Source organism: Pseudoclavibacter sp. JAI123, from assembly GCF_013409665.1.
In the GTDB taxonomy this organism is placed as follows: domain Bacteria; phylum Actinomycetota; class Actinomycetes; order Actinomycetales; family Microbacteriaceae; genus Pseudoclavibacter.
This window is the reverse complement of the sequence record NZ_JACCCM010000001.1, coordinates 575394-597794: the sequence shown is the minus strand read 5'-3', so window position 1 is coordinate 597794 and position 22401 is coordinate 575394. Positions and strand designations below refer to the sequence as shown.

16 protein-coding genes are annotated in these 22401 nt (G+C 68.0%); 4 read left to right on the top strand and 12 right to left on the bottom strand.

The window, feature by feature from the left end; genetic code table 11:
• Positions 1-44: 44 nt before the first annotated feature.
• The 4 genes from HDC34_RS02875 to HDC34_RS02860 form a co-directional block, all read right to left on the bottom strand.
• Complete coding sequence (locus tag HDC34_RS02875; RefSeq protein WP_179555770.1) at positions 45-1118, bottom strand: ABC transporter permease; 1074 nt, start codon at positions 1116-1118, stop codon at positions 45-47.
• Positions 1115-2167, bottom strand: coding sequence for an ABC transporter permease (locus HDC34_RS02870; RefSeq protein WP_374757217.1), 1053 nt, complete (start codon positions 2165-2167; stop codon positions 1115-1117). The genes HDC34_RS02875 and HDC34_RS02870 overlap by 4 nt, the downstream gene beginning before the upstream one ends.
• On the bottom strand, positions 2167-3675 hold the full coding sequence (locus HDC34_RS02865; protein ID WP_104310154.1) for a sugar ABC transporter ATP-binding protein: 1509 nt from the start codon (positions 3673-3675) through the stop codon (positions 2167-2169). The genes HDC34_RS02870 and HDC34_RS02865 overlap by 1 nt, the downstream gene beginning before the upstream one ends.
• A 178-nt stretch (positions 3676-3853) precedes the next feature.
• Positions 3854-4462 (bottom strand): TetR/AcrR family transcriptional regulator, encoded by a 609-nt coding sequence (locus tag HDC34_RS02860; RefSeq protein ID WP_179555769.1) that lies wholly within the window; start codon positions 4460-4462, stop codon positions 3854-3856.
• Positions 4463-4543: 81 nt separating this feature from the next.
• Here HDC34_RS02860 and HDC34_RS02855 point away from each other — a divergent pair, with 81 nt between their 5' ends.
• From HDC34_RS02855 to HDC34_RS02845, 3 genes are all read left to right on the top strand, one after another.
• The gene (locus HDC34_RS02855; RefSeq protein ID WP_179555768.1) at positions 4544-5377 is read left to right on the top strand and encodes an SDR family NAD(P)-dependent oxidoreductase; all 834 of its coding nucleotides are present in this window, start codon (positions 4544-4546) and stop codon (positions 5375-5377) included.
• Entirely contained in the window at positions 5377-6165 is a 789-nt protein-coding gene (locus HDC34_RS02850; RefSeq protein WP_179555767.1) for an SDR family NAD(P)-dependent oxidoreductase, read from the top strand. Before HDC34_RS02855 ends, HDC34_RS02850 begins: the two co-directional genes overlap by 1 nt.
• Before the next feature lie 119 nt (positions 6166-6284).
• Positions 6285-9902, top strand: coding sequence for a glycosyl hydrolase (locus HDC34_RS02845; RefSeq protein WP_179555766.1), 3618 nt, complete (start codon positions 6285-6287; stop codon positions 9900-9902).
• 100 nt (positions 9903-10002) lie between these two features.
• Here the strand turns inward: HDC34_RS02845 and HDC34_RS02840 are convergent, their stop codons facing one another.
• A complete protein-coding gene (locus tag HDC34_RS02840; RefSeq protein WP_179555765.1) occupies positions 10003-10626 on the bottom strand; it encodes a TetR/AcrR family transcriptional regulator in 624 nt (207 codons plus the stop codon).
• A 163-nt stretch (positions 10627-10789) separates the two neighbouring features.
• Between HDC34_RS02840 and HDC34_RS02835 the strand changes: the two genes are divergently transcribed.
• Entirely contained in the window at positions 10790-14296 is a 3507-nt protein-coding gene (locus tag HDC34_RS02835) for a glycosyl hydrolase (protein WP_179555764.1), read from the top strand.
• Between the two features lie 83 nt (positions 14297-14379).
• Here HDC34_RS02835 and HDC34_RS02830 read toward each other — a convergent pair whose 3' ends face one another.
• The 7 genes from HDC34_RS02830 to manD form a co-directional block, all read right to left on the bottom strand.
• Positions 14380-15390, bottom strand: a complete 1011-nt coding sequence (locus HDC34_RS02830; RefSeq protein WP_179555763.1) for an SDR family NAD(P)-dependent oxidoreductase — start codon at positions 15388-15390, stop codon at positions 14380-14382.
• A 31-nt stretch (positions 15391-15421) separates the two neighbouring features.
• Positions 15422-16906 (bottom strand): carboxylesterase/lipase family protein, encoded by a 1485-nt coding sequence (locus HDC34_RS02825; protein WP_179555762.1) that lies wholly within the window; start codon positions 16904-16906, stop codon positions 15422-15424.
• Between the two features lie 41 nt (positions 16907-16947).
• Positions 16948-18423, bottom strand: coding sequence for an MFS transporter (locus HDC34_RS02820; protein ID WP_179555761.1), 1476 nt, complete (start codon positions 18421-18423; stop codon positions 16948-16950).
• A gap of 120 nt (positions 18424-18543) precedes the next feature.
• The gene (locus HDC34_RS02815) at positions 18544-19542 is read right to left on the bottom strand and encodes a Gfo/Idh/MocA family protein (protein ID WP_179555760.1); all 999 of its coding nucleotides are present in this window, start codon (positions 19540-19542) and stop codon (positions 18544-18546) included.
• Entirely contained in the window at positions 19527-20621 is a 1095-nt protein-coding gene (locus tag HDC34_RS02810; RefSeq protein ID WP_179555759.1) for a LacI family DNA-binding transcriptional regulator, read from the bottom strand. The genes HDC34_RS02815 and HDC34_RS02810 overlap by 16 nt, the downstream gene beginning before the upstream one ends.
• Positions 20611-21147, bottom strand: coding sequence for a gluconokinase (locus HDC34_RS02805; protein WP_179555758.1), 537 nt, complete (start codon positions 21145-21147; stop codon positions 20611-20613). The genes HDC34_RS02810 and HDC34_RS02805 overlap by 11 nt, the downstream gene beginning before the upstream one ends.
• Positions 21137-22375, bottom strand: a complete 1239-nt coding sequence (gene manD / locus HDC34_RS02800; protein ID WP_179555757.1) for a D-mannonate dehydratase ManD — start codon at positions 22373-22375, stop codon at positions 21137-21139. The genes HDC34_RS02805 and manD overlap by 11 nt, the downstream gene beginning before the upstream one ends.
• Positions 22376-22401: the final 26 nt, after the last annotated feature.

Sequence of the window (22401 nt, the reverse complement as noted above, 5' to 3'; positions counted from 1 at the left end):
TGTTGCGTGTGTGGGTGGATGTGAGCTTCAGGTCGTGGGGCCGCTCAGGCCTTCGGAGCTGTCCCGCTGGTCGTGCCGACCAGCGGTTTCTCTACCCTGGGCCGCTTGCGGCGGATCCTGGGCAGGAGGCTTGCTCCGACGACGGAGGCGATGAGGAGCACTCCGGTGATGATGTTGATGACGTCGGAGGTGACGTTGGCGAGGCGCAGGGCGCTCGCGAGGACGCCGATGAGGAGGACGGCTGCGACGACTCCGAAGAGCTTGCCGCGTCCGCCGAAGACGGAGACGCCGCCGAGCACGACCGCTGCGATGACCTGCAGCTCCAGGCCGGTCGCGTTGTCGCCTCGCGCTGAGCCGTAGCGCAGCGTGAAGTAGATGCCGGCGAGGGCCGCGAGGGCGCCGGAGAGCACGAACAGGATGAACTTCGTGCGGCCGACGGGGACGCCCGAGAAGTGGGCGGCTTCCTTGGAGAGGCCGATCGCGTAGACCCCGCGTCCGAAGGGCGTGTAGTGCAGCACGATGATGAAGATCGCGAGCAGGATGAGGAACGGGATCATGATGGCGGGCAGGGGCGTGCCCACGATCTTGGCCTTCGCGATGTCGGTCCAGAACTCGGGGAACGACGTGACCGCCGCGGTGCCGAGGACGCCGACCGCGATGCCGCGGAAGAGGGCGAGCGTACCGATGGTGACGGCGAGCGATGGCAGGCCGACCTTGGTGACGAGGAAGCCGTTGAACGCTCCGCCGATGACGCCGACGATGATCGCGGCGAGGGCTGCGACCTCGAACGGGAGGCCCGCCTGGTAGAGGGCGCCGGTGGTGACGCTGGAGAGTCCGACCATGGAGCCGACCGACAGGTCGATCTCGCCGGTGATCATGATGAGCGTCATCGGGAGGGCGATGATGAGCACCGCGGCGACGTCCATGAGCAGGTAGGTGATGGTGATGGGCTGCGAGAAGCCCTTCACCGCGGCCATGGAGACGACGCACACCACGACGAGGAGGGCGACGATCGCCATCTCTCGGGTGAACAGCATCCGCCGCCAGGCTGGCTGCGAGTAGTTCTCGATGGTGCGCTGCGTGGCAGCGGACGACGTTGGGGTCGTGAGAGCGGTCATGATTCCTCCCTCGCTTCGACGAGCTTGCGGGATTGGCGGATGGCGAGGACGCGGTCGAGCACGATCGCGGCGAGGATGAGCACACCGACGACGGCGCGCTGCCAGAAGTCCGGGATGCCGACGAGCGGGAGCACGCGGTTGATGGTCATGAGGAGCATCGCGCCGATGGCTGCACCCCAGAGCGTTCCGACGCCACCGGTGATGGCGACGCCGCCGATGACGGCAGCGCCCACGGCATCCAGTTCCCAACCGGCTCCGGCTTGGGAGCTGACGGTGCCGTAGCGGGCCACGTAGAACACTCCGGCGAGTCCGGCGAGCGCGCCGGAGAGCACGAACGCGGTGAGCACGCGGCGCACGTCGGGGAGGCCGTAGAGCTTCGCGGCGTCGGGGTCGGAGCCGATGGCGTAGAACTCGCGGCCTGGGCGGGTGTTCTTCATGACCCAGGCGGCGATGGCGAGCACGATGACGGCGACGATCGTGAGGATCGGGATCGTGAGGATCTGACCGGTGCCGAGCCCGAGGAAGTCGCGGGGCATGTCGCTTGCATTGATGCGGCTCGATCCAGCCCACATGACGTTGATGCCGCGGTAGGCGTAGAGCGTGCCGAGGGTGATCACCATGGCGGGGACTCGCACGTAGGCGACGAGCGCGCCGTTGACGAAGCCGAGGATCGCGCCGAACAGCACGGCCGCGATGACGACGACGGGGATCGGGATGCCCGGGAAGTCGATGAAGAGGCGGCCCGTGAGGAAGGCGGTGAGGCCGATCACGGAGCCGACGGACAGGTCGACGTTTCGGGTGATGAGCACGATGGCCTGGCCGACTGCGACGAGCAGCAGGATGGACGGCGTCAGGAAGAGGTCGCGCCAGCCGTCGGGGCTGAACAGGAAGTTCGGGTTGGCGACGGTCGCGACGATGAGGACGATCGCGAGGGCGAGGAGGATGCCGAGCTCGCGCGCCTTGCCGAAGTTGCCGAAGCGGAGGGCCTTCTTGGGCGGCATGGGTGCGCCGGCGGTGGGGTGCGGCCCCTGGGTGGTGGTCGTGGCCATCAGAGCACCACCGTCACTGCGCCGGTCGCGGCGCGCATGACGCTCTCGCTGGTGGCCTGGCTGCGATCGATTTCCTGGGCGATGCGGCCTTCGTGCATGACGAGCACGCGGTCGGCCATGCCGAGGACTTCTGGGAGCTCCGAGGAGATCATGAGGATTCCCATCCCGGTGCCCGCGAGCTGGGAGAGCAGGCGGTGCACTTCTGACTTGGTGCCGACGTCGATGCCTCGCGTCGGCTCATCGATGATGAGCAGCTTGGGGTTCGTCGCGAGCCACTTGGCGATGACGACCTTCTGCTGGTTGCCGCCGGAGAGGGTGCCGGCGATCGTGTCGAGCGCCTGCGCCTTCACCTCGAGCTTCGTTGCCCATTCGCGGGCGTCGTCGTTCTGCTTGCGGCCGCTGATGACGCCGAGCTTGGTGAGCTGGTTCAGGATGACGCTCGTGATGTTCTCGCCGACTCCGGAGTCGACGACGAGGCCCTGCTTGCGGCGGTCTTCGGGGATGAGCGCGAGGCCAGCCTGCATGGCGGCGACGGGTGAGCCCGGCTTGACGGTCTTGCCGTCGACGGTGACACGCCCCGACTTGTACTTGTCGACGCCGAAGACGGCGCGGGCGACTTCGCTGCGGCCGGCGCCGACGAGGCCGGCGAGGCCGACGATCTCGCCGGAGCGGACCGTGAAGTTGATGTCGTGGAAGATGCCGGGGCTCTCGAGGTCCTCGACGACGAGGACGGGTTCGCCGATGACGGCGTCCTGCTTCGGGAACAGCTCGGTGACCTCGCGGCCGACCATCTGCTGCACGAGCGCATCCACCGTCGTCTCGCTGATGAGGTTCGTGGCGATGTAGCTGCCGTCGCGCATGACGGTGACCTTGTCGCAGAGCGCGAAGACCTCGTCGAAGCGGTGGGAGATGAACATGAGGCCTCGGCCTTCATCGCGCAGGCTGCGCGCGATGGCGAAGAGGCGGTCGACCTCGACGCCGGAGAGGGCGGCGGTCGGCTCATCCATGATGAGGACTCTCGCGTTGAGCGAGACGGCCTTGGCGATCTCGATGACCTGCTGGTCGGCGATCGAGAGACCCTCGGCCGGGCGGTCGGGGTCGATGTTGACGCCGAGTCTGGCGAACAGCGCCTTCGCCTCATCGCGCATCGCTGCGCGGTTGATGCGGCCGAAGCGGTTCGTGGGCTGGCGGCCCATGAAGATGTTCTCGGTGACCGAGAGGTCGGGGAAGAGCGTGGGCTCCTGGTAGATGACCGCGACGCCCGCGGCCTTCGACTGGGCCGTGGATGTGAAGTTGACGTCTTCGCCGCCGAGCTGGAAGGTGCCGGCGTCGCGCTGGTAGAGGCCAGCGACGATCTTGACGAGCGTGGACTTGCCGGCGCCGTTCTCACCCACGAGTGCGTGGATGGAACCGGACTCGACGGCGATCGTGCCGGATCGGAGTGCGACGACGGATCCGAATGACTTCTGCACATCGCGCAGCTCGAGTACGACTTGCGAACTCGTCACGGTGGCTCCGTTCTCTTCGTTGAGTATTGCGGGGTATCGAGGGGATGCTCGGTGGTGAGCGTGGTGATCCGCTTGTCGTTCACCTACTTTGTGAATCGTTTCAAGCGACTGGATGTGACACTACGCGACGCTCGCAGAAAACGTCAAGCGGGGGATGCGGACTTGTTACACGGACGCGTCACGCGCGCCCGCCCCTCGGGACCAGCGCGCGCTCCAACCCCAGGAATGCCCGTTCGATCGCCGAGTGGGCGCTCTCGTGCGAACCGGCGTTCGTCGCCCACCACGAGAGAGCCTCTGCCATCGTCGCCTGGACGGCCGCGCTCGCCGCCCGCACGACCAGGTCGTCCGGACCGAGGCCCAGCCTGCGCGCCAGGAACACCGCCGTCTCCCCCCGCCACCCCGAGTACGCATCGGGGCGGGATGACAGCTCAGGCGGCATCGCCGCGATGGCGCGGAGCCGGAGACGCGCGGTCGGCTCATCTTCCGCCTCGAGTTCGAACACCCTGCCGACGGCGACCGCGAGCGCCTGCAGCACCGGAAGCTCGGGATCCACCGTGCCGAGTTCGCGCCTCAACGCCTCGTGCCCGCCTTCCGCGCCCTGCCAGACGATGTCGGCCTTGGACGGGAAATGGCGATGCAGCGTGCGCACGCTGATGCCGGCCTCCGCGGCGAGCTGCGCCATCGTGACGTGCTCGTACCCATCCCGGAGGATGACCTGCAGCATCTGGATGCGGAGCTGCCCGTGATCCGCGGACGCGGGACGACCAGGCCGTCGTGTCTCACTCATAGCCACATTGTTCCTCCTTGCCGAGGTCGGAGTATTGACATACTCTGCCAATACTCGCTCAGAACTCAACGTGGAGGTCTCATGCCGTACCCGTTCCCCGACGTCTCGACAGCGCCCATCGCCGACCTCATCTCACTGAGAGGGCGCCGCGCAGTCGTCACCGGTGGAGCCCAGGGCCTGGGCCGCGCCATCTGCGAACGGCTCGCCGAAGCCGGGGCGGACCTCCTCATCCTCGACCTCGACCTCGAACGCGCGGAGGCCGCAGCCACCGAGATCGGAGCACGGCACGGGATACAAGCCTTCGCGACCGCGGCCGACGTAAGCAGCACGGAATCCATCGCCGCGGCCGCCGATCTCGCCGTCGACCAGCTCGGTGGGATCGACATCTGGGTCAACAACGCCGGCATCTTCCCGAACGCCCCCGTGCTCGACATGCCAGCTGAGATGTGGGATCAGGTCTTCGCCGTGAACACCCGAGGCACCTTCCTGGGCTCCCGCGAGGCCGCGAGGCACATGAGCCAAGGCGACTCGGGTGGCGTGATCGTCAACATCATCTCCACGGCTGGGTTCAAGGTCGGCTTCCCCGGCATGGCCGCCTACGCGAGCTCGAAGCACGCCGCCCGAGGGCTCACGAAGTCGCTCGCGCTCGACCTCGCGCCCATGGGGATCCGCGTTCTCGGGGTCGCCCCGAGCTACGTGCCGACCGAAGGGAACATCGCCGCCGCAGCCGCCGGAATAGAAGCAGCGAAGGCCGCAGGCGTGGAACTGCCCGATCTCGACGTCATGAACCAGAGCCTGATCGGCCGCACGGGCACTCCGGATGACATCGCCCGCGTCGTGCTCTTCGCCGCGAGTGACCTGTCGGTGATCATGACGGGCAGCACGCTGCTCGCCGACGCCGGGGAGACGATCTGATGTCGACGGAGAACCAGAACCAGGGGCGCCTTCACGGCAAGGTCGTCATGATGACGGGAGTGAGCAAGGGACTCGGCAAACAGAACGCCATCGAGCTGGCGAAGGCCGGAGCGAAGCTCTCCATCTCAGCACGCAGCGAGGCGGCGCTGCTCGAGACCGTTGCGCTCTGTGAAGCCGAAGGGGCAGAGGTTCTCGGCGTGGTCTGCGACGTGACCGATGTGGGGCACCTCGAGAACTACGTCACGCAAACCGTCGAGCGCTTCGGCCGTATCGACGTGCTGGTCAACAATGCCAACTTCGAAGCTGAGCTCACCCCCTTCCTGCAGCAGGACATCTCGTCGCTTCGCACCGCGTTCGAAGTCGGCGTGATGGCCGTGTGGCGGCTCATGCAGCTCTGCCACCCGCACATGGCCAGGACGGAGGGGACAGCCTCCATCATCAACCTGGTCTCCGGCGTGTACGAGACGGGGATGGAGGGATACGCGTCCTACGTCCCCGACAAGGCTGCGATCCGGGGCCTCTCGATGGTTGCCGCCCGGGAGCTCGGAGCGAGCGGCATCCGCGTGAACACGCTTGCGCCGGTCGCACTCACGGACACGATCCTGCACGGACTCGCACCCGAGTACTCCGAATTCGTGAAGCAGCAGATGTCGGTCAATCCGCTCGGCAGGTTCGGCGACCCGGCCGCGGACATCGCCCCGGTGCTGATCTTCCTCGCCAGCGACGACAGCCGCTGGATCACCGGCCAGAACTTCAACGCCGACGGCGGGGCTGTCATCCAGGCCTGAGCTCGTCACCCCCGCTCCCCCGAGCAGTCGAGGGAGCGGGGTTTTCCGACCTTCACATGAATCGTTTCACAGGCGAATCGAACCCACACATCCTGCCTCGCGCAGGGAAAGGAACACCCGTGCCCCAACCCACTCGAGGCCGCCAGCGCCGCACCGTCGCGCTCGCGGCGGCAGCGACCTTCTCGGTCCTCCTCACTCCGCTGCTCGCCGCCCCGGCGACTGCCGAGCCGACCGCTCCCCCGGCGACGACACCCGTCATCGATGCCGCCGCGTTCGCCGATCCACCCGCATCCGTCCGACCGATGTTCCGGTGGTGGATGCCGCTGGCCTACACCGAGGACAGCGTGCTGCGCGAGCAGCTCGACCAGATCGCCGCCTCCGGCGCCGGCGGCGTCGAGGTCGCGCCGTTCATCGTCGCCGGCGAGGGCAACCAGAGCAACGCGTTCCTGGCCGAGTACGGCTGGGGCACACCCGCCTGGGCCCACAAGATGGAGGTCATCACAGCGAAGGCCGCCGAGCTGGGCCTCATCGTCGACCAGAACCTCGGGCCCCACTACCCGCCGACCGTCCCCACCCTGAACAGCTTCAACCAGCCGGAAGCAGAGCAGCAGCTCATCTTCGGCTGGTCAGCTCACGCGCCTGGTGAGACGATCGCCGGCGCCCTCCCGGCGCCCCTGACGGCACCACCCTCGGTCGCGACGAAGCTCGCCGAGGCGGCGACCGCAGGCCAGACGAGCCTGACCGTCGCGAGTCTCGGCGGCTTCGCGGTCGGCGACGTCGTGACGCTCGGGGCAGATGGATCAGCTGAGAAGGTCACCGTGACTGCCGTCGGCGACCGCCTCGGTGCGACCGGAACCCTGACCGTGACCCCGATCTCGGCCGATCACGCGGTCGACGCGCCCCTCGTGAACGTCGCGGAGACCACTCGCCTCCGCACGGTGATCGCACAGTGCGAAGCCGACTGCGCACCCGGCAGCGAGGGTCCCGCCGCGCTTGTGCCCGGCAGCATCCTCGACGTGACCGACAAGGTCGTCGACGGGCAGCTCGACTACACGTTCCCGACTGACGGCACCCGCTGGGCGGTCATCGACTTCCAGCAGACCGCATCCGGCCTCGTCGGGCAGCGCGGCGGCTACACGGCGACGCAGCCCAACTACGTCGTCGATCACCTCGGCAGAGGCGGCGTCGACATCCAGGCCGACTTCTGGGACGAGAACATCCTCACCGACGCAGTGAAGGCGAACCTCGACGAGGTCGGCGGCGGCGCCATCTTCGAGGACTCCCTCGAGCTCGGCGAATCCCAGAAATGGACGTGGAGCTTCCTCGACCAGTTCGAGGAGCGCCGCGGCTACGACGCGACCGAGGTCCTTCCCGCCCTGGCCGGCATCGGCATCCAGGGGTCGCACGAGGCGGCGTTCGAGATCGGCGAGGTCGGCGACAAGGCCCGCGAGGACTACCGCGAGACGGTCAGCGACCTGTTCATCGACGAGTACGTGACCCCCATGCAGTCGTGGGCGCAGACACACGGCCTCGACTTCCGCGTGCAGGCGTACGGGCTCCCCACCTCGACGTCGCACGCCTCCTCCGCAGCTGGCATCCCCGAGGGCGAGTCACTGAACTTCGGCAGCCCCAACCCGCTGGGCGCCGAGCAGAACTACCGAGCCGTCAGCGGGGGCGCGCACCTCGCAGGCAAGGACATCGTCTCGGTCGAGTGCTGCGCCGTGTTCTTCGGCGGCTACCGCTCCGGCATGGCCGGCCCCAACATCGGCGGGCAGTTCTCCGACAGCGGCGAGGGCTCGGTCCTCGGCGGCAAGTACTCGCAGGGCCTGCTCGACAGCGTCTACAAGAGCTACGCGGGTGGCGTGAACCAACTCGTGTGGCACGGCTTCGCGTACCCGGATGCGCCGACCGGGGTCGGCACCGCCGGTCGCGACGGCGGCACCTGGCCCGGCTACCAGCCGTGGGACATCTTCGGCGCGCTCAACGTGAACGACGTGTTCGGGCCTCGGCAGGCCAACTGGGAGGACATGACGGGCGTCAACGACGCCCTCGCCCGCACCCAGTACGTGCTGCGCGAAGGCCAGGCAAAGCTCGACCTCGGCGTCTACTACGAGGATCTCGGCCTCAAGGGCTCGTCGGTGAGCGGCCAGCAGGCAGAGCAGCACATGCTCGGCACCGACTCCGCCACCTCATCCGCCGGGTACACCTACGACTACTTCGCACCCCAGTTCCTCGCAGAACAAGGCCTGGCGCCGGATGCGGAGGGCGGCCTGTTCGGCGACCGCTCCGGATACAAGGCGGTTGTCCTCAACGACCAGCGCACGATCTCCCTCGACGGGGCGCGCTCACTGCGCGACCTCGCGAAGCAGGGGCTCCGCGTGTATGTCGTCGGCCAGGCGCCGAGCGAGCTAACGGGCGCTGAGCCGGGAGCTGACGAGCTGGCGACGGTCGTCGCGGAGCTCCTCGCGCAGCCCAGCGTCACGCAGCTCGGCAGCGAGGCCGAGCTGCCCTCGGCTCTCAGCAGCGACTCGATCACGCCCGCCGTATCCCCAAGCGATCAGGGCTCGGCGCTCGGCTTCGTGCGTCGCGCCGCCGACGGGGTCACGTACGACTTCGTCTACAACCGATCCGGCGAGGCGGTCCAGCAGACGCTGACCCTCGCGGGCACCGGCCGCCCCTACCACCTCGACCCGTGGTCCGGCGAGGTGACGCCGGTCGGCGAGTTCACGCAGGACGGCGACAGCGTCACGATCTCCATCGACGTCGCCGCTCACGACACGGCCATCTTCGCGCTCGTCGACGAGACGGAGCCGGGCACGCATGCGGTCGCGAGCGACGCGCAGGTGCTCGCACCGGCAGGCGACGGCAGTGTCTCCGTGCGCGCCACCGGTGACGGCACGTACCGCACTGAGTTCAGCGACGGCACGTCCACGAAGACCGAGGTCAGCGGGCTGGCCCCGGCTCAGGGACTGACGACCTGGTCGCTGGCCGCGCAGACGTGGGGCCCAGGGCCGGACTCCACCGGCATGACGGCGTCCAAGACACTCAAGACCGACCAGCAGGCCATCGAGATCTCCGCAGACGCTGACGGCAAGCTGCCGTCGTGGCTCGAGATCTCCGGTGATGTCGACCTGAGCAGCGCATCCGGACTCGGAACCTACAGCACCACGGTGACCCTGCCCGACACCTGGCAGGAAGCGGACGGTGCCTACCTCGGACTCGGTGACGTGCTCGACACCGCCCAGGTCTGGGTGAACGGCGAGCAGGTCACGGTGAACCAGGCCGACCGCTCGCGCATCGATCTCGGACACCACCTCGAGCCCGGTGACAACTCGGTCGTCGTGCGCGTCGCCACCACCATGTTCAATGCGGTCAAGGCGACCGGCGACTCGAACTACCAGACCGCCGAGAGCCAGCGCACCGGACTCATGGGTCCCATCACGCTGACCCCCTACCGCGACACGGTGGCACTCGCCGCGCCCGAGCCGACCGTGAGCCCCGAGCCGACGGGCGAGCCCACGCCGCAGCCGACCTCGACTGACGGCACGAGCACGACCGCGCCGACAGCCGGCCCCGGCAACGGCGGCTCTGACGCTGGCGGACAGGACGGCGACCTCGCCACGACGGGTATCGACGGCAGCCTCGCCGGCTTCCTCGCGCTCCTCGGGGTTGTCCTCGCGAGCGCAGGGACGGCGCTGCTCATCAAAAAGCGCCGCGGACGCGCGACCATCGAGTAGTCCAGAGCAGAACCGAGCGCGGCCCCTGCATCCACGAACGTGTGGATGCAGGGGCCGCGTTGGGTCCACAAGCTCGCGGGTTCTTGGCGCGCTTCCTGCTTCAGAGCTGCTCGGTCACGTAGGACTGCAACTGCACGCGGAACGCTCCTACCGCATCCACCTCGGGCGCCAGGAGCCACTGCTGCGTCAGCCCTGCCCTGAGGCCGGCGATCTGGACTGCCGCGAGCTCCAGCGGAACGTCGGCGCGAGCGTAGAGCCCTCTCTCCTGCAGGTCCGCGAGCGCGTCGAGTGCCGTCGAGCGCAGGAACTCGTACCAGCGCGCTATCGAGGCGTGTGCTGGATGCGTGGGAGCTAGCGCTTCGGCCGACACGATGCTGAACATCAGAAGTCCCTCTGGCTTGGCGACGTCGCGAGTGGCGAGCGCAAGCAGCCCCCGCAGGTAGGAGAGCCCGGTGGAGAAGTCGAGGCCGACCTCCGTAGCGGCCCGCTGGCCGCGGCGCTCGAGGAGCGTCTCGAGCAGCACGGCCTTGTCCGGGAAGTGGTGGAGCACACCGGTGTGGGACATGCCCGCCTCGACGGCGATCTCGCGGATCGATGCCGCGTTGAAGCCCTTGACCGTGAACACACGCGTTGCCGCGTCCAGGATCTCGTCGCGTCGCGGATGCGGGGTGACGTCCCGTCGCGAGTACCGCGGGATGGAGCTGTAGCTGAGGCCTGGAGGCATGTCCTCATTGTCTCTTGCCGCGTTCCCTAACACGTGTTAGGTTCACCCGTGAATCGATTCAATCGAAGCGGTTCGCGCCGCACACCGCAGCTCTCCCCCACGGTGTGCGCCCGCGCGACAGTTCACACCCCGTCATTGGCAACGATGCCAGAGAGGTCCAAAGATGAACGATCAACGAAGAAGAGGTCGACGGGCGCTTGCGCTCGGGGCGGCCTTCTCCGTGGCCTGCACGCTCGCGGTCGCGGGCCCCGCCATCGGAGACGAGCACTCCACGACGACCAGTGCCATCGACCCCACCGAGTTCGCCGAGCCGGGTGTCGACTTCCGGCCCGGCGTGCGCTGGTGGTGGCCGGGCAACGCGGCCAGCCAGGAAGACCTGCTCGCCCAGGTCGACTACCTGCACGAGAACGGCTTCGGCGCCGTCGAGATCGTCGCCTTCTCCAAGGGATTCCTCACCGAGGAGGGCATCGCCGGCAACGGAGGCAACGGAGGTTCGATCTACGACGCCGCCCCGGGTCACGACACCGAGGCGATCCTCGGCTACGAGTCGCCCGAGTACTTCGCGAAGCTCGACGCGGTCGTCGCCCGCGCGAACGAGCTCGGCATCACGGTCGACCTCAACATCGGCAGCGGGTACCTGGCGAGCGACGACTCCATCGGCCTCGAGGACAGCCAGAACACGATGGCGCTCGGCCGGGCCACCGTTCGCGTGGACGCGACTGGAGCGCTCACCCTCGTGTCGGGTGACGTGTCGGTTCCCTCTGGGACGGGACAGGTCTCACTCGGAATCCCGAAGCCGGAGGTCAGCCCGCTCTTCGCCTCCGAGAAGTTCGGCTTCGACTTCGGCGAGTGGGACCCGGCGAACGTCCACCTCAACTCGGTCATGCTCGCCCCGATCACCGGCCAGGGCGCCGACCTGACCACGGCGAACCAGACACTCACCTCCGATCTCAGCGCCGTCAAGACGTACGAGCAGCAGCCAGTCCTCGATCTCGACGCCGCCCAGCTCTCCTACCCGAGCGACGGGCAGACGACCTTCGGCGTCGACACCTCGAAGCTCGAAGCCGGCGACTACGAGGTCGTCGCGCTCTACAGCGCCGCGACGGGCGCCTACGGCTTCAACTCGATCATCGAGAACACGACGACCGACAAGCGCAACTACGTCGTCGACCACCTCAACCCGGTCGCCATCACGAAGCTCGTCGACGGCTGGCTCGGCGAAGCGGCGCTGAACGACATCGTCGAGTCGCGCGACATCCGCGCCGCCTTCAACGACAGCTACGAGTTCTACACCGACCGCCACTACAACGACCTCATTCAGGCCGCGGCGGAGTCGCAGGAGCTGCTCGGCTACGACATCACCCCGTACCTCCCCTCCCTCTACTCGCTCTACCAGGACTCGTTCCTCATCGACGGCACCCCGACGGTCAAGCCCGAGTACGCGGCCCTCGGGATGCAGACCCCCGAGGTCAGCCGCTTCGGCGGCGGCAGCGGAGTCCCGCTCCTCGCCTCGAACCTCAGCGAGGAGGAGTCGCAGCGAATCGTGCACGACTACGGCGTGCTCCTGAACGACTCGTTCCTGCAGGGCCTCGAGGCCTTCTCGACGACCCTCGGCGAGTACGGCATCGACTACCGCCAGCAGGCGTACAACCCACCCATCGACACCCTCAAGTCGTCGCAGTACGTCGACATCCCGGAGACGGAGGGGCTCGACGAGTACTCGCTGAAGCGCGTCGCATCCGGAGCGCACCTCTACGGCAAGAACCTCGTCACCTCCGAGGTCTTCACGCTGGGTTCGGTGCCGTTCCAGATCACGCCCGAGTTCATGAAGCAGGGCTACGACCTCATGGCCACGAGCGGCGTGAACAACTTCTTCTACCACGGCCTCAGCGCCACCTACAGCGGCAACGACGACCCCGCCTTCACCTCCGACGACAACCTCTACGCCGAGGAGGGCTGGCGCGCCTGGCCCACGATCGGCGTCGAGATGGCCGACACTGCGGGCATCGCCGACTACTACGCGTCGATGAACTCCTACGCCTCGCGTGCGAACTACCTGATGCAGTCAGGCACCAACAGCAGCGACGTCGCCATCTACATGCCGCTCTTCGGGGCGCTGGCCAGCGGCGGCGGGTTCGGTGGCGGCTCCACGCCGCTCGCATCCGTCACCACGGCCCAGGCGAACGGCTGGGCGTGGGATGCGATCAACGACGACACGATCCAGACCGGCCTCAGCTGGGACGGCTCGCACCTCGTCGCGAACGGCGGCAACGCATCCTTCGACGCGATGCTCGTCGAGAGCGGCACCGTGCCGCTCGAGACGATGCAGGCGCTGCAGAAGCTCAAGGACGCGGGCGCTCCGATCGTCTTCGTGGGCACCGCTCCCGCCGCACAGCCCGGTTACGCCGGCGGCGACTACGCAGCCCTGGACGCACAGGTCGGCGAGATCGCCGCGGCCATGGGCGGCGCCGTCGATGCGGCTGCCGTCCCCGCGGCCCTCGCGGCCTCGGTCGACGCGCCCATCTCCTACGAGGAGAACACGGACATCCGCTTCGGGCGCCGCACGCTCCCGACCGGAGGCGAGCTCGCCTACGTGCGCAACACTTTCGCGGAAGTGGCCACGGGTGTGAACCTCACCGTCGGCGATGGCCTCGACGCGTGCTGGTGGCTCGACCCTGAGACGGGCGAGATCTTCGACGCACAGGTCGACGGCAACGTCGTCTCGGCGACGCTCGACGCGAGCGGAGCGGTCGCCCTGCTCTGCGAGCCAGCCGGCACCGGCATCGCCGACGCCGCCGTCTCCGACGGAAGTCCGTCATCGATCGACACCACCGAACGCGGCGTCACCCACGAGCTCGGGGCGTTCTCGCTCGAGGTGACGGCCGACAACATCGGCTCGAACGCGCCAGGCGAGGCGAGCACGTCCAAGTACACCGGCGAGGTGCTCGGCGACTGGAGCGCCGACGGCTTCCTCGGCCACGAGCTTCGGTACGTCACCGACTCGGGCACCTACCGCACTTCAGTCGAGATTCCGGATGCAGCCGACCTGCTCGAAGGCGGAGCGGTGCTGAACCTCGGCACCGTGCACAACGCCGCGACGGTGCGCGTGAACCCCGGCACCGAGCACGAGCTCGTAACGCAGCTGTACGCCGCACCCTACGAAGTCGACATCGCGCCGGCGCTCGTGAACGGCTCCAACATCATCGAGATCGACGTGCAGCCCGTGCAGAGCAACCGCCGCGAAGGCCTCAAAGAGCTGTACAACAGCGATCCCGCCGCCAACGTGAAGTACCAGGCGTACAACAGCGTGCACGGCGGATCCGGCCTCATCCCGGCTGGCCTCACAGGTCCCGTCACGCTGAACAGCGCAGTCGAGAGCATCGCGGAGCCAGAGCCGGAGCCGACCGGCACGACCGAGCCGACGCCGCAGCCGACCTCTACTGATGGCAGCGGCACGACCGCGCCAACGTCGACGCCGGGCAACAGCGGCGATGGCGGTTCCGGCAACGGTTCCGGCGGCTCGGACGCCGGCGGTCAGGACGGCGACCTCGCCACGACGGGCGTCGACGGCAGCCTCGCCGGCTTCCTCGCGCTCCTCGGGGCTCTGCTCGCGGGAACCGGAGCGGCGTTCCTCATCAAGAAGCGCCGAGGACGCGTGACCAGCGAGTAGCCGCCGCAACGAGAAAGCGGCCTCCCTCCTCGATTCGAGGAGGGAGGCCGCTTTCTCTGCTCTCGCTGGACGGACCAGTTCTCCTACTGGACGGACCAGCCACCGTCGGAGGCCAGGACGGCCCCGTTGATGTTGACGCCGTCGTCCGACAGCAGGAACGTGATGGACGCCGCGAGCTGCTCCGCAGTCGCGATGGTCGGGATCATCGCCTGGAACGGCTGGAGTCGCGCGGAGCCCTGCTCCGACATGTTCGGCGGCATAGGGATGCCGGTCGCGACGCCACCGGGTGCGACGGCGTTCACCCGGATGCCCTGAGGCCCGTACATGAAGGCCGAGGACTTCGTGAGGCCGATGATGCCGTGCTTGGAGACGGTGTAGGCGTTGCCTGAGCTGTTGCCGCGCAGCGCGGCCTCGCTGGCGACGTTGACCACCGATCCGCCGCCAGCCTCGAGCATCGTCGGGAGCACAGCCCGCAGCACCTTGAACGCACCGGTCAGGTTGATGGCCAGGACTCGGTCCCACACCGCGTCGCTGGTCTCGTGCGCCGGCGAGAAGTCGTCGTTGATGCCGGCGACGTTGGCGAGCGCATCGATGCGACCGTCGGCAGCCGTCACGATCGCGTCGACGTCCGCCTGCACCGTGATGTCTGCACGGACGGCCACGATGTCGGCGCCTGCATGGCTGGCGACGAGCTCATCGAGGCGCTCCTGCGAGACGTCGACGGCGACGACCCGACCCCCCTCCCTGGCGACGCGGGATGCGGTTGCGCGCCCGATGCCGGATGCGGCGCCGGTGACGACGACCGTTTTCCCGGCGAAGCGACCTGAGAAGACGAGCTCGCCCTGCGGACCGGCACCGGGCTCCGGCGCGACGCCGCCGTTGGCGGCGAGGACGAGGTCGTCCACGACGGACTGCGGCATCTGCCCGCCGCTGGCCGCGACGAGCTGCTGCAGCGGGAGGCTGCGCATGGGTGCCAGCATCGCCGGGTCCGTGCCCGACTGCTCCAGGAGTGATCGGATGAGCGGGCCACCGGTCGGGTGGTCGAGCCACTGGCCGATGCTGGATTGCGCGGTGATGGGTGTTTCGTTGGTCATCGGGACTGCTGCTTTCTCTCGGGGTCTGATGTCAGATGGATGGTCGGGTCGTGAAGTGCATGGGCTCGCTGAGACCATCGGACCAGGGCCGCCAGTCGTCGTCGCCAGCCGCCGGGCGTCCGGAGTCGAGGAACGCGACCCAGTGCGCGCGGAGCCGTTTCGACAGAGCGCGACGTTCGAGGGTCTCCCCCACGAGCGGTATCCGCGGGCCGGTTCCGAAGACGTACGGGATGTCGATCGAATGACAAGCCCCGAGCACCCCATCCATCGCGTCACTCGGCTCTGCGAACTCATAGGCCCACACTGAGGCGGCGGACGCCGCCGCGCGAGTCGCGAGGTCGCGCGCCGGGGCTGCGAACAGCAGCTCGCTCACGATGCCCGCGAAGACGAGGTGCGGGTCGTCGCCCGGCACGGACCGCGCCCTGGCGTCGAAGCGGTCTGCTGCACCGGGGATGCCGAACCCACTGAGCCGCTCGATCGCCTCGCCCTGTGTGAGCCCCGGATGGAAGCCTGGATCACGCTCGAAGAAGGCGGTGACCTCGTGGGCGGTCCAGCTCACCATGAGCTCCTTGCCCTCGATGAGCGGCGTGGCGATCGGCCAGAACGGATGCTCGGGGAGGTGCACGGGATCGATGACCGGCCCGACGCCCGCGAAGGACTCCATGGCCTCTGCGTTGAAGGCCCCGATCGAGCCTCCCGCCAGTGCTGCCGCCTGAGCCTGTATGAGCTCCTTCAGGGGAATGCGTTCGAGCTCGCGCACATCCGAGAACTCGACGTGATCGAGGAAGCGGTCGCGGAATCCGGACGCGGCGACCTGCGGCACGACCCTGGCGAAGGGACCGCTCATCATGACGGCGCGGGCGAACAGCTCGGTGGCGGCTGGCATGCCCAGGAGCGCGGCCACTTTCGCGCTGCCGCCAGACTGTCCAGCGACGGTCACGCGGCCCGGGTCACCGCCGAGCGCAGCGATGTTCTCGTGGACCCACCTGAGTGCCTGGACGATGTCGAGCATGCCTGCATGCGCTGAGTCGGGATACCCGTGATCTCGGAGATCCGCGAAGCCCAAGGCGCCGAGTCTATGGGTCACGGTGACGACGACCACGTCGCTGTCGGCGGCGAGCACGTCCCCGTTGAACCACATCTCATTGCCCGTGCCGCTGAGGAAGCCGCCTCCATGCAGCCAGACGAGCACGGGCAGCTCTGCCGCGTCGCGTCCAGCAGGCGCCCAGACGTTCAGGCGCAGGCAGTCCTCGCTGATCGGACCCCCCTCCAGGGGCGACCCGCCTCTCGGATGCATGAGCAGCTCGAGAGCGCCCCGAGTGTCGTGCTGGGGCGCGGCCGGAGCGAACTGCATCGCGTCCCGCGCCCCATCCCAGTGGGGCACTGGCTGCGGGCCGCGAAACCTTCCCTGGCCTGACGTATCCTCGCCATACGGCACACCGAGCAGGGTGAAGACGCCCTGGGCCTCGACCCCGCGGAGGACTCCGGCCGTCGTCGTCACCTCGCGATATCTCATGCCTTCAGCTCCCTGGCGCGCGGACGATGCGCAGCGATGATCTAGGCCGCCACGGGCGTGCGTCTGGGGCGTTCCCTGATCGGCGAGATGGTGAGGGTCGCGGCGGCCACGAGGATGGCGGCGGCCACCCACACCATCGCGTACCCGCCGGTGATGGCGACCATCACCGCGGCCAGCGCCGGAGCCATGGACTGTCCGAGGTTGGTGGCGACGATCGACAGGCCGAGGTCTCGGCCTGCTCGCTCGGGGTCTGGGAGCACGTCGATGAACATCGCGTTGTCGACGGGGAGGTAGATGCCGAACGCGAGTCCCGTGAGAATCGCCTGCGTGAAGAGGCCAGGCAATGTGGGCGAGATGAGCGGCACCGTCATCGAGATCGCCATGAGCAGGGATGCGGCGATGATGAAGGGCTTGCGCCGCCCGACGCGGTCTGACCAGCGGCCGGAGACCGTCACCGCGATCAGCGTCGCCGGCAGCGACGCCATCGAGATGAGGGGCGCCGTCGCGGACGCCTGCTCAGCGCTCAAGGCCGGGCTGATGTAGCTCTGCAGCATGTAGAGGGACAGGACCGTCGAGGTGCTGTAGCCGAAGAAGAAGAGTGCACGGGAGATCCAGAGCCAGCGGAAGTCCCGCGCTTTCAGAGCGCTGGCGTATCCCCTGATGAACTCTCCCCAGCGGAACGGCTGCCGCTCCATCTCGACGGAGGACTCGTCACGGTTCCGCGCGACGAACAGGACGACGGCGAGCGCGAAGAGCAGGGCCAGCACGAAGTAGAAGTCGAGACCGATCATGCCGAACAGCGCCCCCGCCCCGATACCTCCGAGGAGCCCGCCGACGATCGCGCCGAGACTCGTGTACGAGGTCACACGGCCGCGGCGCTCACGCGGCACACGGTCGGCGACCGTCGCCTGCAACGGGGTGCTGACGACGTTGATCACCAGTTCGGTGAAGGTCCACAGCACGACCAGCACGGCGACGGATGGGGCGTACCTGACGGCGACGAGCAGCAGCGCGCCGAGGAGGCCCGCGTACAGGATCCAGGGGGCTCGACGTCCGAGCCGAGAGCGTGTCCGGTCAGAGAACACGCCGATGACGGGCTGCAGCAGCATGACGACGATGGCGCTGACCGTCGTGACCACGGCAAGACTCGCCGCGCGCGCCGTCTCGAAGTCTGTGAGGATCGCCAGCTGCCTGGTCTCATCCGCGGACGGCTGGACCTCGCCAGCTGCGACGGCTCGGCTGAGCTCCGTCAGCGCCGTCAGGTCGACACCTGCATCCGGGCCCACGAACAGCCGTCCGAATTCCAGGAGCTGGACCTGGTTCGGCATGAGGATGCCGTTGACCGAGGCCCAGATCGCGGAGATCACCAGCGCGACGAGCAGGTACCAGCGGATGTACCTGCTGGTCGGCTTCTTCTCCTCGTAGTGGACCGCGATGGAGGTCGTCCAGCGTCGCTCCTCCTCTTGGGGAGCGCTGGTCGTTTCAGGTCTGGAGTCTCGTCGGATGCGCCGTTGCATGATGCGGCAATCCAATCACTTCGCGATCCATTTGGCAATCGGTTGTCAAGAACTCTCATGCAGGAGCCGCGGCGTGCGCATCGACAGGACCCGTCCCGACCATCAGAGGCCCGCCGGCACCTACTCTGCTTGCGCTCGGACCGCCTGCTCGATGGAATCCAGCGTGCGCGTGACCTGCATGGTGGCGTCCGGCGCGTGCCGGGGATGCATGATCGCGCCGTCTGAGATCATGCTCTCGACCTCGCGGAGCATGGGCTGGTAGCCGTTTCCCACGCGCGGGAAGTCCACGACCTCGGGCGTCACGAAGATCCGCTCCGCTGAACCAGCGTGGATGCGTGCCCTTGTGCCAGCCCAGAACATCGCCTCGAACTCGACCCACCCCCGATCTCCGCTCACCGCCGCCGACAGGTCCAGGAACTCCGTCCCCGACCATGCCAGCTGAGCGTGTGGGGTCGCGCCGAAGCGCAGCACGGCCGAACCACGGACATCGACGCCGTCGAGCAGCGTCCCCTCTGCATAGCCGACACCACCCTCGCCCAGCAACCAGTGCGCGAGGGTCACGGTGTAGATGCCGCGATCCCGCAGGGCGCTTCCGGCCTGGGCAGGGCTCGTGCGCCCGCCACGTGCATGGAAAGGCGTGCCGAAGCTCGCCCTGACCGAGCTCACCTCACCCAGCAGACCCGCTGCAACACGTCGCTCGATCTCCTTGTGCAGCGGATTGAATTTCATCCACATTGCCTCCATCGCGAAGAGGCCCTGCCCTGCCGCGACATCGAAGATCTCGCGCGCCTCGGCGGCCGACATGGCAATCGGCTTCTCGATGAGCACGTGCTTTCCTGCTCTCAGGGCCTGCACGGCGATCTCGCAGTGCGTCTCTGAGGGAGTGGCGATGTAGACGACGTCGACGTCCCCGCGCCCGAGCAGCTCAGCGAGTTCGCTGGTCCACGATGGGATCCCGAACTCGGCGGCGAACAGTCCCGCACGCTCCTCGGATCGCCCCCAGACAGCCGTGATGGAGCCCATCGACACCTCGCGCAGATCCGCGATCACTCGCCGCGAGATGTCCCCCGTGCCGACAACCGCCCAGCGAAGCCCCGAGGCGATCATCCCGTCGACCACGGACCGGACCGAGCCTCCGCGGTGCTCTCGCGCACGATGAGCTTCGTCGCGAGGGGTTCGTCGACGGCGACATCCGCGTCGTCATCGATCTGCCCGAGCAGCTTCTCAACCGCGAGCTGCCCCGCAAGGACAAGCTGGGCCCGGACAGTCGTGAGCGCCGGAACGATGAGCTCACTGCCGAAGATGTCGTCGAAGCCAGCCACGCTGAGCGAGCCGGGCACGCTGACACCCGCGGCAGCGGCCGACTGGATCACGCCGATCGCCATGAGGTCGTTGAAGGCGATGACCGCCGTGGGGCGCGCTGCGATCACGCGACGCCACGCAGCCCGGCCACCCTCGATCGTCGGAGGATTCGGCCCGATCTCGACCAGCCCGACGTCGAGTCGTTCCGCGACGTCGAGGAGGATCTCCCACCTGCGGCGGCTGATCCAGGAGTTCTCCGGGCCGGAGAGGTACGAGACAGTGCGGTGACCGTGCCCGACAAGATGCTCGAGGAGGTCGGTGACACCTGCCTCGATCTCAGGCAGCACGCTCGCGACGCCGCCGATGTCGCGGTTGATGGCGACGAGGGGCTTGCGAGCTGCGATCTCGGAGATGCGCTCGTCGTCGAGACGGGTGGTCGCCAGCACGAGCCCGTCGACGCTCGGCAGGACGCGGGAGATGGCCTCGGCCTCGTTCGCCCCCGACTCCTGGGACTCGGTGATGATGAGCGTGTACCCGGCGGCAGAAGCCGCCTGCTCGGCCCCGCGGACGATACCGAAGAACATGGGGTTCGTGATGTCCGCGACGACCAGCGCGAGCGTATGCGTCCGACCTGTCGGCAAGGCACGAGCCATCGGGTTGAACCGGAACTCGAGTCGCTCTGCCGCGGCGCGGATGCGTTTCTCCGTCTTCGCGCTGATGCGTCCCGGCTTGCTGAGCGCCCGCGAGACGGTCGACGGGTTCACCCCCGCCAGCTCGGCGATGTCGTAGATGGTCGCAGTTCCGCCCCGCTTCTGCAGCCTCGCTGCGAGCTCAGGTGGCAGCTCGTCCGGCAGCGCATCCTCCGCGTCGAGGGCACTTCTCTGCTCAGCGGGCATGCTGGGCGACTCGCTCGGCTGCCTCGTCGACGATCTCCTGGATGGTGCCGCTCACGTCGAGCGTGAACCCCGCTTCGTCCGAGTCGAGGGGCTCCAAGGTGTTCAGCTGCGTATCGAGCAGGCTCGCTGGCATGAAGTGCCCTTCTCTCAAGACCGCACGCCTCGCGAGGAGCTCCCGGCTGCCGACCAGGTGCACGAAGACCAGATCGGCTGCCCGCGCGCGCATGCGATCGCGGTAGACCCGGCGGAGCGCCGAGCATGCGACAACTATGCCACCTGCCCGACCCTCCGCCTCGATCCGCGCTGCCACGTCGTCGAGCCACGGCCAACGGTCTTCGTCTTCGAGCGGAATCCCCTCGGCCATCTTCTCGATGTTCGCGGCCGGATGCAGGTCATCCGCATCCAGCCACCGAGTGCCAAGTCTCGCCGCCAGCCCAGAAGCGACCGAGCTCTTTCCGGCAGCGGAGACGCCCATCACGACGATGCGCGGCCCCCCGACGCCCGCAGGAGGGGGATCACCAGTCATGGACGGTCCCGTCGTGCAGTCGGTTGAACGGGAGATAGGCCTGCACGTATGGGTACTTGCCAGCCTCGTCCACGTCGAGCTCGACGCCCAGCCCGGGAGCGTCACCGGGGTGGAGCATGCCGTTCTCCCACGTGAAGCTCTGCTTGAAGACCTGGTCGGTCTTCGCACCGTGCTTCATGTACTCCTGGATACCGAAGTTGTGGATGGACAGGCCGAGATGCATCGCGGCGGCCATGCCGACCGGCGAGATGTCGGTCGGACCGTGCATGCCCGACTTGATCTGGTACTGCGAGGCGTAGTCGAGGACCTTCTTGAGGTGCGTGATGCCGCCCGTGTGCGTGACCGCGCTGCGCACGTAGTCGATGAGCTGCTCCCGGATGACCGTCTGGTAGTCCCAGACGGTGTTGAAGATCTCGCCGATGGCCAGCGGCGTGGTCGTGTGCTGCCGCACGAGGCGCAGCGCCTCCTGGTTCTCTGCCGGAGTCACGTCCTCGAGCCAGAAGAGGTCGTACGGCTCGAGCGACTTGCCGAGGCTCGCCGCCTGGATGGGAGTGAGCCGGTGGTGGGCGTCGTGCAGCAGCGGCAGCTCTGGGCCGAACTCGTTGCGGACCGCCTCGAAGACCGTCGGGACGTGACGCAGGTAGCTGCGGGTGTCCCAGTCCTCCTGGTTGGGGAGCGCGCCCCGCTGCGCGGGCTCATGGTCGTAGCGCACACCCTTGTTGCTCTCGTAGGTGGCGTTCGAGGCGATGCCGTAGATGGACTTGAGGCCGGGCACCCCCGTCTGCACCCTGATCGCCCGGTACCCCTGCTCCTGGTGCGAGCGAATGGAGTCGAACACCTCGTCGGTGGTCTTGCCGGAAGCGTGCCCGTAGGCGAGGAGCCCCGTGCGCGAGGCCCCGCCGAGGAGCTGGTAGACGGGCATGCCCGCGGCCTTGCCCTTGATGTCCCACAGCGCCATGTCGACGGCGGCGATGGCGGCCATCGTCACCGGCCCGCGCCGCCAGTACGCGCTCCGGTAGAGGAACTGCCAGGTGTCCTCGATGCGGTGCGCGTCGCTGCCGAGCAGGAGCGGCACGACGTGCTCGCTGAGGTAGGCGACCACGGCCAGCTCTCGGCCGTTGAGGGTCGCATCGCCGATGCCCGTGAGCCCGTCGTCCGTCGTGAGCTTCAGCGTCACGAAGTTCCGGTCGGGACTCGTGACGATGACTTCTGCCTTGTCGATGATCATGATGGTTCCTGTTCCTTCGCGGTTGT